The organism is Herbidospora cretacea, from assembly GCF_001570605.1.
In the GTDB taxonomy this organism is placed as follows: domain Bacteria; phylum Actinomycetota; class Actinomycetes; order Streptosporangiales; family Streptosporangiaceae; genus Herbidospora; species Herbidospora cretacea.
Map to the genome: position 1 here is coordinate 23,066 of NZ_BBXG01000015.1, position 13,861 is coordinate 36,926.

At 70.1% G+C, this 13,861-nt stretch carries 14 protein-coding genes; 4 read left to right on the forward strand and 10 right to left on the reverse strand.

From position 1 onward, the window contains the following. Positions 1 to 2 precede the first annotated feature (2 nt). Positions 3 to 1,424, forward strand: coding sequence for an ATP-binding protein (locus AW270_RS25820; protein WP_061298468.1), 1,422 nt, complete (start codon positions 3 to 5; stop codon positions 1,422 to 1,424). Next, positions 1,421 to 1,951 (forward strand): hypothetical protein, encoded by a 531-nt coding sequence (locus AW270_RS25825; RefSeq protein WP_061298470.1) that lies wholly within the window; start codon positions 1,421 to 1,423, stop codon positions 1,949 to 1,951. The genes AW270_RS25820 and AW270_RS25825 overlap by 4 nt, the downstream gene beginning before the upstream one ends. On the opposite strand, the gene phoH2 is transcribed toward AW270_RS25825, so the two are convergent. The 8 genes from phoH2 to abmR form a co-directional block, all read right to left on the reverse strand. Then, a complete protein-coding gene (phoH2, locus tag AW270_RS25830; protein ID WP_061298472.1) occupies positions 1,948 to 3,261 on the reverse strand; it encodes an RNA 5'-3' helicase PhoH2 in 1,314 nt (437 codons plus the stop codon). The two genes, AW270_RS25825 and phoH2, sit on opposite strands and share 4 nt — an antisense overlap. 254 nt (positions 3,262 to 3,515) lie before the next feature. Beyond that, a complete protein-coding gene (locus AW270_RS25835) occupies positions 3,516 to 4,277 on the reverse strand; it encodes an isoprenyl transferase (RefSeq protein WP_061298474.1) in 762 nt (253 codons plus the stop codon). A 55-nt stretch (positions 4,278 to 4,332) separates the two neighbouring features. Next, positions 4,333 to 4,842 (reverse strand): hypothetical protein, encoded by a 510-nt coding sequence (locus AW270_RS25840; protein ID WP_245674851.1) that lies wholly within the window; start codon positions 4,840 to 4,842, stop codon positions 4,333 to 4,335. An 88-nt stretch (positions 4,843 to 4,930) separates the two neighbouring features. Then, entirely contained in the window at positions 4,931 to 5,302 is a 372-nt protein-coding gene (locus AW270_RS40680) for an SCO6045 C-terminal-like domain-containing protein (protein ID WP_061298475.1), read from the reverse strand. After that, positions 5,295 to 6,104: an MbnB/TglH/ChrH family RiPP precursor modification enzyme gene (locus tag AW270_RS40685; RefSeq protein WP_061298757.1), complete on the reverse strand. Its 810-nt coding sequence runs from the start codon at positions 6,102 to 6,104 to the stop codon at positions 5,295 to 5,297. The genes AW270_RS40680 and AW270_RS40685 overlap by 8 nt, the downstream gene beginning before the upstream one ends. After that, positions 6,094 to 7,059 carry a TIGR04222 domain-containing membrane protein gene (locus tag AW270_RS41430; RefSeq protein ID WP_061298477.1) on the reverse strand — a complete coding sequence of 322 codons (966 nt, stop codon included), beginning with the start codon at positions 7,057 to 7,059 and terminating at the stop codon, positions 6,094 to 6,096. Before AW270_RS41430 ends, AW270_RS40685 begins: the two co-directional genes overlap by 11 nt. Positions 7,060 to 7,277: 218 nt before the next feature. Next, positions 7,278 to 9,065 (reverse strand): phosphoenolpyruvate carboxykinase (GTP), encoded by a 1,788-nt coding sequence (locus tag AW270_RS25860; RefSeq protein WP_061298758.1) that lies wholly within the window; start codon positions 9,063 to 9,065, stop codon positions 7,278 to 7,280. Between the two features lie 249 nt (positions 9,066 to 9,314). Continuing rightward, positions 9,315 to 9,824, reverse strand: a complete 510-nt coding sequence (gene abmR, locus AW270_RS25865) for an ATP-binding transcription factor AbmR (RefSeq protein WP_061298479.1) — start codon at positions 9,822 to 9,824, stop codon at positions 9,315 to 9,317. A gap of 81 nt (positions 9,825 to 9,905) precedes the next feature. Between abmR and AW270_RS25870 the strand changes: the two genes are divergently transcribed. Further along, positions 9,906 to 11,381, forward strand: a complete 1,476-nt coding sequence (locus tag AW270_RS25870) for an MFS transporter (RefSeq protein ID WP_061298481.1) — start codon at positions 9,906 to 9,908, stop codon at positions 11,379 to 11,381. Then, a complete protein-coding gene (locus AW270_RS25875; RefSeq protein ID WP_061298483.1) occupies positions 11,359 to 11,970 on the forward strand; it encodes a TetR/AcrR family transcriptional regulator in 612 nt (203 codons plus the stop codon). Before AW270_RS25870 ends, AW270_RS25875 begins: the two co-directional genes overlap by 23 nt. On the opposite strand, the gene AW270_RS25880 is transcribed toward AW270_RS25875, so the two are convergent. Both AW270_RS25880 and greA read right to left on the reverse strand, forming a co-directional pair. Beyond that, positions 11,939 to 13,186 carry a C40 family peptidase gene (locus AW270_RS25880; protein WP_245674852.1) on the reverse strand — a complete coding sequence of 416 codons (1,248 nt, stop codon included), beginning with the start codon at positions 13,184 to 13,186 and terminating at the stop codon, positions 11,939 to 11,941. The genes AW270_RS25875 and AW270_RS25880 overlap by 32 nt on opposite strands. Before the next feature lie 125 nt (positions 13,187 to 13,311). After that, positions 13,312 to 13,812, reverse strand: coding sequence for a transcription elongation factor GreA (gene greA / locus AW270_RS25885; protein ID WP_061298487.1), 501 nt, complete (start codon positions 13,810 to 13,812; stop codon positions 13,312 to 13,314). Positions 13,813 to 13,861: the final 49 nt, after the last annotated feature.

Sequence of the window (13,861 nt, forward strand, 5' to 3'; positions counted from 1 at the left end):
CCGTGAGCAGCCTGCGCAAGCGGCTCGTCGTCACCTTCACGGTCGTGGCGGTGACCGCCTCGTTCATGGTCGCCGGGATCGGCTACCAGATCGTCCGGGGCGAGCTGCTGCGCCGGGCCGAGTCGAGCGCGGTGGAGGACGTCCGCGACACGATGAACCGGCTGACCCTGCCCATCGGCACCAGCGACCTGCTGTGGCCCAACGACGCCTCGGTCACCGACGACGACCTGCGCAACCTCGTCACCAGCCTCAGCGGCCCCGACCGCCAGGTCATCGTCGAATACGGCCAGGAGCCGCCCCGGTTCTCTGAAGGCGCGCACGTCACCCTGGCCGACATCCCCGACGACGTCCGGGCCGCCGCCCGCACCCGGATCGCCTACCGGACGATGGAGGTCGACCAGGAGCCGACGCTCGTGGTCGGCACCGACGTCAAACGCCAGACCGGCAGCGGCGCGGTCCGCTCCACCGGCATGACGGTCTTCGTGTTCGTCTCCATGACCGACGTCGACCGGGTGCTGGTCAACCTGCGCGCCGCGCTGCTCCAGGCGGGCTCGCTCACGCTCGTCCTCGCGCTCACGGTGGCGCTGCTGTCGGCCCGCCAGGTCCTTCTTCCGGTACGCCGCCTCGGTGAGGCCGCCCGCGCGCTGGGAGCCGGCCGGCTCGACACCCGGCTGCCGGTCCACGGCCGCGACGAACTCGCCGAGCTCACCGCCACGTTCAACGAGACGGCGCGGGCGCTGGAGCAGACCGTCCAGGAGCTGTCGTCGCTGGAGGCGATGTCGCGGCGCTTCGTCGCGGACGTCTCCCACGAGCTGCGCACCCCGCTGACCACCATGACGGCGGTCACCGACATGCTCTCCGACGAGGCCGAACGGCTGCCGCCGGACGCCGGGCAGGCCGTCCACCTCGTGGTCGCCGAGATCGAGCGGCTGCGCTCCCTGGTCGACGACCTGATCGAGGTCAGCCGCTTCGACTCCGGCGCGGCCGTGCTCCGCCGCGAGACCGTCGACGTCGGCGACGAGCTGACCGAGTGCCTGGAGATCCGCGGCTGGACCGACCAGGTGACCCTGCGGGTCCCCGACGGCCTGACCTACCGGGTCGACCCGCGCCGCTTCGACGTCATCGTCGCCAACCTCGTCGGCAACGCCCTGAAGCACGGCGAACGCCCCGTCACCGTCACCGCCAAGGTCCTGCCCAGCGGCCTGGAGGTCCGCGTCCGCGACCACGGCCCCGGCATCCCCCGCGAGGACCTGCCCCACGTCTTCGAGCGCTTCTTCAAGACCGGCGCCAACCGGGCCCGCTCGGGCGGCAGCGGCCTGGGCCTGTCGATCGCCAAGGCCAACGCCGAACTCCACCGCGGCACGATCACCGTCAAACTCGCCGACCCCGGAACCCAGTTCACGTTGTGGATACCGCGCCCATGAGGAAACGGCTCAGCGTTCTGCTCCTGGCGGCCCTGACCGGCTGTGGGGTCACCTCGACCGGCGTCCAGGACGGCGGCCCGCCGCCGGTGATAAGCCCCAAGGCCGCCGTCGCGACCGTCTACCTGCTGCGCGCGGGCAAGCTGGAGCCCAGCAGCGTCGCGGTGGCCTCCCACTCGATGGACAACGTGATGGCCGCCCTCTTCGAGGCGGGCACCCGCTCGACCTCGGGCCTGACCAGCGAGCTCACCGGCCTGGTCTGGCAGACCAGCCAGCTCACCCGGTTCGGGGCGGTCCGCAACGACCCCGACAACGCCGACGGCTTCCGGCTGTCGCTGTTCGTCAGCGGCGCACGCCCGATCACCAAAAAGGCGCAGGCCCAGATGACCTGCACCGCCATGCGGCAGCGGCAGGACATCTGGGCCGTCACGATCACCAGGACGGACGTCACCGGCCCGGTGTCCTACGGTGAGCACACCTGCCGCGAGTTCTGGAGTCTCGCGGCGCCGGGCCGGCAACTGCCCCGTTAGGGCGTGATGTCTTCCAGCATCTCGGTCACCAGGGCCGCGATCGGGGAGCGTTCCGAACGCGTCAGGGTGACGTGGGCGAACAGCGGGTGGCCCTTGAGCTTCTCGACCACCGCGACCACGCCGTCGTGCCGGCCGACCCGCAGGTTGTCGCGCTGGGCGACGTCGTGGGTCAGCACGACCCGCGAGTTGGCGCCGATGCGCGACAGGACCGTCAGCAGCACGCCGCGTTCCAGCGACTGCGCCTCGTCGACGATCACGAACGCGTCGTGGAGCGACCGGCCGCGGATGTGGGTCAGTGGCAGGACTTCCAGCATGCCCCGGTCGAGGACCTCCTCGATCACCTCGGGCGTCGTCACCGCGCCCAGGGTGTCGTAGACGGCCTGGGCCCACGGGCCCATCTTCTCGTTCTCGCTGCCGGGCAGGTAGCCGAGCTCCTGGCCGCCGACCGCGTAGAGCGGGCGGAACACGATGACCTTGCGGTGCTGGCGGCGTTCGAGCACGGCCTCGAGGCCCGCGCAGAGCGCCAGCGCCGACTTGCCGGTGCCGGCCCGGCCGCCCAGCGAGACGATCCCGATCTCCGGGTCCATCAGCAGGTCGAGCGCGATGCGCTGCTCGGCGCTGCGGCCGTGGAGGCCGAAGACCTCGCGGTCGCCGCGCACCAGGCGCACCGACTTGTCCGGGAGCACCCGGCCGAGCGCGGAGCCCTTGCTGGTCAGCAGCCGCAGACCGGTGTGGGTCGGCAGGTCGCGGGCCTCTTCGAGCTCGGTGCCGCCGTGTTCGAAGAGCTCGCCGACGTCTTCCGCGGTGACCTGGAGCTCGGCCATGCCGGTCCACGTCTCGTCGGATTCGGCGACCAGCTCCGCGCGGTATTCCTCGGCGGTCAGGCCGATCGAGGCGGCCTTGATCCGCATCGGCAGGTCTTTGGAGACCAGCACGACGTCGAGGCCCTCGGAGGCCAGATTCTGCGCGACGGTCAGGATGCGCGTGTCGTTGTCGCCCAGCCTGAACCCGGCCGGCAGGCCGGATGGATCGCTGTGGTTGAGCTCGACCCTGATGGTTCCCTCGCCCATCGGGATCGGCTCGTCGAGGCGACCGTGCTGGACACGCAGATCGTCCAGGAAACGCAAGGCTTTGCGGGCGAAGTATCCCAGTTCGGGATGGTGCCGCTTACCTTCCAGCTCTGTGATCACGACAACGGGGAGCACCACTTCATGTTCGTCGAACCGGCTGAGTGCGGCCGGGTCTGCGAGCAGGACAGAGGTGTCCAGGATGTACGTGCGCCGGGAGGTGCCAGGCGTGTGACCGGACATGGACGGGTTGGACAATGCCACGCGTTCTCCCCCGGGCGCCTGGGGTCGGCGCCCTGCCTTGACTGGTGGTGAACGGACCGGGCCCGGACGCCTCGAAGGCGGAGCCGGGAACCGGCCCCTCCTGCGAAGTCATCAAGACGCAAGAACGGGCCCTCTCCCGAGGTGAGCGTGGATGCTCACTCCTTACGGTACGTCCTGAATCCCCCTGCGCCAACGCTCCAATCCTTGCCGAAAGGGGGTGTTCACATGCCGTTTCAGAATCCGTACCGACGGTTACGCGCGGCGTAGGCGCGAAGTGCCCGCAAGAAGTCCACCCTGCGGAAATCAGGCCAGTAGGCCTCGCAGAAGTAGAACTCCGAGTGGGCGCTCTGCCAGAGCAGGAATCCGGAGAGTCGCTGCTCTCCCGAGGTCCGGATGACGAGATCCGGGTCGGGCAGGCCACGCGTGTAGAGATGCTCGGCGATGTGCTCCACATCGAGGACCTCCACGAGGTCTTCGATGCTCGCGCCCTTGCTCGCGTGCTCCTGGAGGAGGGAGCGCACCGCATCAGCGATCTCACGTCTTCCTCCATACCCAACGGCCACGTTCACAATCAGCCCAGGTCGGTGAGATGTCGCTTCTTTGGCATTTTTCAGGACATGGGCCGTGTGATCGGGCAGCAGGTCGAGCGACCCCATCGGCTTGACGTGCCAGCCCTGGTCGACCAGGTCGGTGACCAGGTTCTCGATCACCTGGAGGAGCGGTTCGAGCTCCTTCTTGTCACGGGAGAGGTTGTCGGTGGAGAGCAGCCAGAGGGTGACGTACTCGACGCCGGCCTCCTTGCACCAGACGAGGAGCTCGGAGATCTTGTCGGCGCCCTTCTGGTGGCCGTGGCGGACGTCCTCGTGGCCGTTGGAGCGGGCCCAGCGGCGGTTGCCGTCGACGATCACACCGACGTGGCGGGGGGCCTGGATCGAGGTGAGCTTCCGTTCGAGCCTGCGTTCGTACACCTTGTAAACAAGATCGCGCAGGTCCATGACTCCCCCGGTGTTCGCCTGAGCCCGCTGTCACATGACAGACATGGTCAAGCAATTATCGGGGGCGCGATGAGGTCCCCGCTCCCGAAATGAGGGAGCTGTTACGTTCCATCCCATATTGGGTTCCTAGCCGGACTTCTGACTCAGTCACCAATGTGCTCAGGAATATCAGGAGTTCTCCGGAAGTGAGCGTCGCCCGCAATCCGGCCCCCGAAGCGCCCCAGGCCTCGACGTGGGCCCGCCGGGTCAGCCGCCACCGGCCGGTGACGCCCCGGCCGGGCACCCAGACCGGGATGAGCCTGAGCTGGCAGCGGAGCTCCCCGCCGCCCACGACGTCGGTGCGGCTGCGGTAGCGGAACCCGAACAGTTCCTCCTCGTCGTCGCCGGGGAACCGGTCGTCGGGGTCGTCCCAGGCCCCCTGGGAATCGCGCGCCTCGGCGACCGACCGGGCCAGCCGGGCCAGATACCAGCCGCACCGCTCCCCGACCGAGCCGTAGGGCACGCCGTCGCGGAACAGCTCCAACGTGACCTCGTAGGGCACCCCGGCGCTGTCGCGGCATGCCACGGGATCAACCGTCAGGTACGAACCGTCAACGCACCGTAGTCCACCCACGCCACAGAGGGTATCCCGGGCACACCCCGGCAAACCGGCCCTACCGGTATTGATCCTTCTTTGGGGTAATTCGCCACCAGTGCCGCTTTTGTTGGCGCTCCGGCTCGGCGGCGGCCAGCAGCCCCCGCTCCCCCAGCCACTCGGCGAACGCCGCCGCGTCGGCCCGCGATCCGCCCTGGGGTTTCGGACGGCCGGAAGCATAAGCGTGGAACTCCCGCCCGAACGCCTGCCCGAGCGCCCGGACGACGTCGGGCCGAAGGGCTGCGACCAGCCCCCGCCTCTTGGCGATCAGACTGCTCGCCTGGATCCGCAGCCGCTCCGCGTCGAACCCGTGAGGCGGCGCGGCCCCCGCCACCAGAGCCGCGAGCAGCGCCCGCTGCTGATCGGCCAGCTGAGCCCGAGGGTCAGCCACGGTTCAGGGCCGCTCTGATCCGGTCGAGTTCCTCGGAGAGGACCGCGTCGCTGGGGTAGTCGGCGTCCCACTCCAGGAGCGCGCCCGGGGGCCGGTGGCGGGCGGAGAGTTCGGCCAGGAGGTCGAGGACCTCCTGCGGCGGCGAGGCCGTGTGGGTGTCGTGCCACACGTCGCCGTGACCGTGGCCTCCCGCGACGTGGACGTAGGCGACGTGTTCCAGGGGCAGCGCGTCGAGGGCCTTGACCGCGTCGAGGCCCAGGTTGACCTGGTTGGTGTAGAGGTTGGCCACGTCGATCAGGAGCTTCACCCCGGTCCGTTCGACCAGTTCGCCGAGGAACTGCGCCTCGGTGAGCTCGTCGCCGGGCCAGCCGAACAGGGCCGCGACGTTCTCCAGGGCCAGCGGCACCGGCAGGCAGTCGAGGGCGATGCGGACGTTCTCCACGATCACGCTCAGCGCGTCGCGGGTGCGCGGCACCGGCAGCAGGTGCCCGGCTTCGAGGTCTCCCGACCGAACGTACGCGAGATGTTCGCTCACCAGCGGAGACCCGAGGGCCTGGGCGACGGCGGCCAGGTGGTCGAGCCGGGCCTGGTCGGGCCGTTCGGCGCCGCCGATGCCGAGCGCGACGCCGTGGGGGATCACCGGGATCCCCCGCCCGCGCATCAGCCGCAGCGACTCGGGCACCCGCGCCGGGACGATCGTCTCGGCGATGACCTCGGTGAACTCGACCCCGGGCAGGTGCTCGACGGTCAGGTCGATCTCCGACCGCCAGCCGATCCCCACGCCCAGCCGGTCAGCTGCCACCGCAGCCACCACCGCACCCTCCGCCGCAGCTCGACCCGCCGCCGGAGTCGCCGCCGCCGCCCGAGTCGCTCCCGCCGCCGCCGAAGTCGCCGCCGCCGAAGTCGGAACCGGAGCCCCACCCGGAGTCGGCGCCCACCGCGCCGCCGCAGGCGCCGGCGCCGCAGCCGCCACCGCCGTGCTGGATCTCGGCGTGGCCGGGGCCGGTGTAGATGGCCAGGCCGTAGAGGGCGATCGTGCTGTCGTTGCCGCTGTTGTGGGCGTAGGCGAGCTCGCGGGTGCGCGGGTAGCGCGCCTTGGCCGCCCGCAGCGCGGCGTGCCCGGCCGGGGTCAGCACGCTGAGGTTCTCCTTGGCGTTCCCGGACGCCACCGCCATCCCGATGATCCAGGTGAGCACCGAGACGATCAGCGTGAGCACGCTCCAGAGCACCGACTCGAACCAGCCGAACGCCAGCGACACGATGCTGACCGGCACGAACAGCCCCGCGAGCCCGCACAGCCAGCGCAGCTTGGTGTTGGCCCGCCGGGCCGAGGTGAGCGCCGAGTCGGCCACCACGAGCCCGTGGCCCCGCAGCCCGTAGTCGATGCCGGTGACGGCCGGGCCCACGCAGACGGTCCGCCGGATGTCGGCCAGCGGCCGGCCGTTGACCCCGGTCGCGAGGTCGAGCACCTCCTGCTCGACCCGCTCGGCGGGGGCCCCGGCGATGCCGCGGACGGCCGTCACCGAGCCGTCGCGGGAGATCCGCACGCGGCCCTGGGAGACGAGCACGGCGACCGCGGTGTTGACCACCCGCCGGGGGCCGCCCGCGAGGAAGGCCAGCGAGTAGGGATCGAGGCCGGGCGGAGCGTAGCCGCCGCCGGACTTCACCCGGCGCTGCTCCTGCTTGACCCGGCGAGCCTGACGGAAGACCAGCACCACGGCGACGATCGCCGGGATGAACAGGACGAGGGAGTCCATGCCGCCTCCATGACCCCAGGGGAGAGTTACGACTGATTAGACGATCCCATGGGGCGCCGGGTTCGCGCATCGGCCGTAATAACGGCCATTTCCTCCGTCTTCAGCAGGAGACCACAAAAACGACGAGACGGCTCGCGCCGTGGATCCGGCTGGACCCGGCGCGAGCCGTCTCGGGTGGGGGAATCCCGACGCCGTCGGCGGGACTCCTGCTGGTGGGGTCACCCCAATCGGGCGACCAGGGAGCGGTATTCCTCCCAGAGGCCTTCGGGCAGGTGGTCGCCGAAGGTCTCGAAGTGGGCCGGGATCAGGGCGGCCTCCTCGCGCCAGACCTCGCGGTCGACGGTGAGCAGCAGGTCCATGTCGTCTTCGGCGATGTCCAGGCCCTCGGTGTCGATCTTGACGGGGAGCCGTCCGATCGGGGTGTCGACCGCCTCGGCCTGGCCGTTGAGGCGTTCGACGATCCACTTGAGCACCCGGATGTTCTCGCCGAAGCCGGGCCAGACGAACCGGCCCTCGCCGTCCTTGCGGAACCAGTTGACGTAGTAGATCCGCGGCAGCTTCGCGCCCTCGGTCTCGCCGACGTCGAGCCAGTGGGCGAAGTAGTCGCCCATGTTGTAGCCGCAGAACGGCAGCATCGCGAACGGGTCGCGGCGCAGCTCGCCGACCTTGCCCTCGGCGGCGGCGGTCTTCTCCGAGGCGACGTTGGCGCCCATGAAGACGCCGTGCCGCCAGCTGCGGGCCTCGGTGACCAGCGGCACCGCCGTGGCCCGGCGGCCGCCGAACAGGATCGCCGAGATCGGCACGCCGTTCGGGTCCTGCCACTCGGGGGCGATCGTCGGGCACTGGTGGGCCGGCGTGGTGAACCGGGCGTTCGGGTGGGCGGCGAGCTCCCCCGAGCCGGGCGTCCAGGAATGGCCGCGCCAGTCGGTCAGGTGGGCCGGGGGCTCGTCGGTCAGGCCCTCCCACCAGACGTCGCCGTCGTCGGTCAGCGCGACGTTGGTGAAGATGCTGTTGCCCCACAGCGTCGTGATCGCGTTGGCGTTGGTGGTCTCGCCGGTGCCGGGCGCGACGCCGAAGAAGCCCGCCTCCGGGTTGATCGCGTAGAGGCGGCCGTCGTCGCCGAAGCGCATCCAGGCGATGTCGTCGCCGATCGTCTCGACCTTCCAGCCCGGGATGCTCGGCTTGAGCATGGCCAGGTTGGTCTTGCCGCACGCCGACGGGAAGGCCGCCGCGATGTAGCGGGTCTCGCCGCTGGGCGGGGTGAGCTTGAGGATCAGCATGTGCTCGGCCAGCCAGCCCTCGTCGCGGGCCATCGTGCTGGCGATCCGCAGGGCGTAGCACTTCTTGCCGAGGAGGGCGTTGCCGCCGTAGCCGGAGCCGTACGACCAGATCTCCCGGGTCTCCGGGAAGTGGCTGATGTACTTGGTGTCGCTGCACGGCCAGGCGACGTCCTCCTGGCCGGGGGCCAGCGGGGCGCCGACGGAGTGGACGCACTTCACGTAGTCGCCGCGCTCCTCGATGAGCCGCAGGGCCTCCTCGCCCATGCGGGTCATCACCTTCATCGAGACGGCCACGTAGGCCGAGTCGGTGATCTCCACGCCCAGCTGGGAGATCGGGCCGCCCAGGGGGCCCATGCAGAACGGGACGACGTACATCGTCCGGCCGCGCATCGAGCCCTTGAACAGCCGCCCGAAGGTCCGCCGCATCTCGCCGGGCTCGATCCAGTTGTTGGTGGGCCCGGCGTCCTTCTCCCGCTCGGAGCAGATGAACGTCCGGTCCTCCACGCGGGCGACGTCCGACGGGTCGGAGGCGGCGTGGAAGCTGTTCGGGCGGGCCCTGAGGCGGGTCAGCGTGCCCTGCTTCACGAGCATGTTGGTGAGCCGGGTCCATTCGGCCTCGGACCCGTCGCACCACTCGATCCGGTCGGGCTCGGTGAGTTCCGCGATCTCGCTGACCCAGGCGGCCAGTTCGGCGTGAGTGGTCGGATGCGAAAGCTGCAGTGACACGGACACGAGGGCGGCTCCTTAATGTACGTCAGGGCCAATTCATCATCCGCGACGATTACCCGGTAAATCCAATTGGTGTGGACCACCGGATATTCGCCGCCATAACCGCAGGTCAGCGAAGTAGATGATGGATGGAGCGTACCCCTGACGGATGATTTCCAATTGTGCTGACCACCCCTTACCAGTTGTTCTACGACTAAACATTGGTATAGGCCATTGCGAATGGTCCAGACCATTCGGGGAATTGGTTCAGTCCACTCCGCCGGGGCCCGCGGCGCGCACGCGGTCGACGGCCTGGAGGGCATCGCGCAGGTCAGCGAGCCAGGTGTCGGTGTGGCGGCCGACCAGCCGGACGCACCAGGCGAGGGCGTCGGAGCGGCTGCGCGCGACCCCCGCGGCGACGAGCGTGTCGAGCACCTGGCGCTCACCCTGCCGGAGCCGGGTCATGACGGGGACGGAAAGTGTGGTGAACATCACGGTCTGCTCACCGATCTTCACGCCCCAGGCGACCTTGCGCCGAAACCTGTGCTCCGCCTGGCGGGCGATCTCGATGCGGCGCTCGCGGGTCTCCTCACGGAACCGCTCGACGTAGCCCTCTTCGGCGGCGGCCCGCTCGGCGTCGGGCAGGCCCTCGGTGACGGTCAGCGGGGGAAGCGCGCCGACGACGGTGATCTCCTCGCGGTCGACGACGACCTCGGGGCGCTCGGTGAACCAGTTCTCGGGGAGACGGTGGGCGAACCACTCAGATTCTGCACTCATGTAATCAACATTACATCGTTGCCAGAGAATCGGGCGGAGATATTTTGACAGTAACTACTTTTTGAGAGTTACTATCAATTCATGGCAACTTCCAGATGGTGGGCTTTGTCAGCCCTGGTCCTCTCCGTCCTCGTGATCGGGCTCGACGCGACCGTGCTCAACGTCGCGCTGCCCACCCTCGCCGTCGATCTCGGCGCCACCACCGGTGAGCTCCAGTGGATCGTCGACGCCTATCTCGTCGTGTTCGCCGCCCTGCTGCTGCCCGCCGGGGTCTTCGGCGACCGCTTCGGGCGCAAGAGGCTCCTGATCGCGGGCCTGGTGGCGTTCGGCGTCGCCTCGCTGATCGCGATGCTGGCCGGCTCGACCAGCTGGCTGATCGCCGGGCGGGCGCTCATGGGCGCCGGGGCGGCGCTGATCATGCCGCTGTCCACGTCGATCCTGCCGACGATCTTCCCGCCCGCCGAGCGGGCCAGGGCCATCGCCGTCTGGACCGGCGGCATGGCCGTGGGCCTGCCGCTCGGCCCGATCGTCGGCGGCTACCTGCTCGACCACTTCTGGTGGGGCTCGATCTTCCTGATCAACCTGCCCGCCGTGGCGGTCGCGCTGGTCGCGGTGGCCTTCCTGGTGCCGGAGTCCCGCGCCGCCGAGAAGCGCGGCACCGACGTGCCCGGCACGCTCCTGTCGGTCGCCGGGCTCGCCGCACTCGTCTTCGGCGTCATCGAGGCCCCGGTGCGGGGCTGGGGCTCGGCCCTGGTGCTCGGCTCGATCGCCGCCGGGCTCGTGCTGCTCTTCCTGTTCGTACGGGTGGAGGCCCGCTCCGCCGCCCCGATGATGGACCTGGGGCTGTTCCGCGACCGCACCTTCGTGTGGGGCGCTCTCGGCGCGACCGTGGTCTCGCTCGGCATGATGGGCGTCCTGTTCGTCGCGCCGCTCTATCTCCAGGCGGTGCAGGGCTTCGACGCCATGGCCACCGGCCTGCGCATCGTGCCCATGATCGGCGGGCTCATGGCAGGCGGTCTCGTCGGCGAACGCCTGATCAAGCGCCTCAGCCTGCGGGTCATCATGGGTGCCGGGCTGGTCGTGCTGGCCGCCGGGCTGATGGCGGGGGCGGTGCTGCCGGGCGACTACACGTACACGGCGATCTGGCTCACCGTCACCGGCGCGGGCGTGGGCCTGACGATGGTCCCGGCCATGGACGGCCTGCTCGCCCTCCTCCCGCCGGAGCGCACCGGCATGGGCAGCGGCGTCCTGCAGGCCCTGCGCCAGACCGGCGGCGCGTTCGGCGTGGCCGGGCTCGGCAGCCTTCTCTCCTCCGTGTACGCCCACGCGCTCCCCGCCGGCGCCCCCGCCCCGGTGCGCGACTCGGTGGCGGCGGCGGTCCGGGTCCCCGGATGGGCGCAGGCCGGGCGGGCGGCCTTCGGCGACGCGATGGACGCCGTGCTGTGGACCTGCGGCGGCCTGATGGCCCTCGCCGCGCTGCTGATCGTCGCCTTCATGCGTTCCGCCGCGCCGGAACCGGCGGGAGAATCGAACCATGAACTCGCCGGGACTCCGTGAGCGCAAGAAGCAGAAGACCCGGCGGACGATCCAGGAGCAGGCCCTGCGGTTGTTCGCCGAGCAGGGCTACGACGCCACCACGATCGAGCAGATCGCCGAGGCCGCCGAGGTGTCCCCGAGCACGCTGTTCCGCTACTTCCCCACCAAGGAAGACATCGTCGTCCAGGACGACTACGACCCGATGATCCTGGAGCGGCTGACCGCCCAGCCGGCCGGCCTGCCGCCGCTCAGGGCGCTGCGCAACGCCTTCGGCGAGGCCATGCGGGCCATCCCCGACCAGGAGATCCGCGACATCCGGGCCCGCTCCCAGCTCCAGCTCGGCATTCCGGCCATCCGCACCCGCGTGCTCCAGAACATCTTCGACACGATGGACGTGCTCGCCGAGGGCATCGGCCGGCGCGCCGGCGTCGACCCGGACTCGTTCCAGGTCCGGGTCCTCATCGGCGCGGTGATGGGCACGATCATCCCGGTGCTGCAGACCTGGGCGACCGCCGACGACGACGTCGACTTCGCCGGGATGATCGACGACGCCTTCGCCCTCCTCGAAGCCGGGCTGCCTATCGAACCCGCGCCGCGACCTGAGGGCTGACCCTCACCACCCCGGCGAGGTTGCGGGTGTTGACGGGCACGATCTTCACGACGTCGCCGGTGCGCGGCGAGTGGAGCATCTGCCCGTTGCCCCAGTAGATGGCCACGTGGGAGATGTAGCCCGGGTTGGTCGGGTCGTTGCGCCAGAAGAGCAGGTCGCCCGGCTGGGCCTGGGAGAGCGGCACCTGCGGCCCGGTCGCCCACTGCTGGTTGGTCACCCGGGGCATCTTGATGCCCGCCTGGCCGTAGGCCCACTGCACCAGGCCGGAGCAGTCGAAGGTGTCGGGGCCTTCGGCCCCCCACACGTAGGGACTGCCGAGCTTCGAGGAGGCCGCCCTGAGCGCGGTCTCGATCTGCGGGTTGGACATCAGCGCCGTGGCCGGCCACTGCACGACCTGGCGCGGCTGGGCGATGCGCTGGCGCGGCGGCGCGATCACGACCGGGTTGATCGTGGCGATCTGGCTGCCCGGCAGCACCTTCAGCAGCGCCTTGCGCAGCTTGGCCGAGTCGACGCTGGGCGCGCTGACCACCATGGCGTTGCCGTGGGGCAGCCCGAGCCGGGTCGCGGTCTCGCGGGAGACCACCGCGTGGATCGACCCCAGCCCGACCGTCGCGTAGGCGCCCACCCGCAGCTCGGCCCCGGGGCTGCGGACGTCGTCGCCCAGCTTGAGCCCGCCCTCCTTGCCGAGTTCGTAGGAGACCACGACGTCACCGGCGGCGACGTTGGTCCACAGCTCGTCGGAGGCGGCGGTCTTCTTCGGGGTGAACTTGCGGAACGTCGAGGGGTCGACGCCCATCGTCGGCACCCGCCAGCCGCCCAGGTTCACGTCGGCGGCGTCGGCGACCTCGACCGTCTTCACGCCCTTCTGGCCGCGGACGCTGTCGACCTGCTCGGGCGTGAGCGCCTCGCGGGCGACGACGAAGAGATGGGGGCGGGAGAGCCGGCCCAGGGGGGCGACGGCGTTGGTGGGGAGCTGGCCGCTGGCCGCGACGTAGTCACCGGCGGCGACCGGGGGGCGGCGCACGTCGAGGGCGTCGCGTTCGCGCACCTCGTCGAGCCCGGCGAGCACGAGTAAGTCGGTGATCAGCACCACCGCGAGCGCGACCCCGATGACCGGGACCGCCCTCCTGGCGAGCTGGGGGCGGCGGAAGCGGGGCCGGAAGGCGAGATCCTGGCGGGCCTCCCTGAGGAGGTCTCCGATCCGCGGACCGGGCACGCCACCACTCCCTCCGAATGATCTCAGCGGGCTGTCCCGTTCCACGAGAGTGCCCAATGAGGTCCGAGAAGTCAAAATCCGCCGGAGCGCGGTGCTCCGGCGGATTCGAATGTCCTCAGGACGACCTAGCTGCCGATGTAGGGAACGGCCTCCAGCACCTCGACGGTGATCGAGCGGCCGTTGGGCATCGAGTAGCTGGCCTTCTCACCGATCTTCTTGCCGTTGATCGCAGCCCCCAGCGGCGACTTCGGCGAGTAGACGTCGATCGGCGAACCACTTTCCTCACGGGAGGCGAGCAGGAAGGTGACCTCTTCGTCGTCACCCTCGAACCGGATCGTCACGGTCATACCGGGACCGACCACGCCTTCGGTACGCGGCGCCTCACCCACCCTCGCGGTGTCGAGGATCTGCCGGAGGTGGAAGATCCGGGCCTCCATCTTGCCCTGTTCGTCCTTGGCGGCGTGGTAGCCGCCGTTCTCCTTAAGATCGCCCTCCTCGCGGGCGGCCTCGATCTTCTTGGCGATCTCGATCCGACCCGGACCAGAAAGGCGGTCGTGCTCCTCTTTGAGGCGGTCGTACGCCTCCTGCGTCAGCCAGGTGACGTTCTCGTTCTGGGAGACGGCCACGCGGGTTCTCCTTGCTTCCCTAGGTGAGTCGAAGGGCTAACAAGTTAAC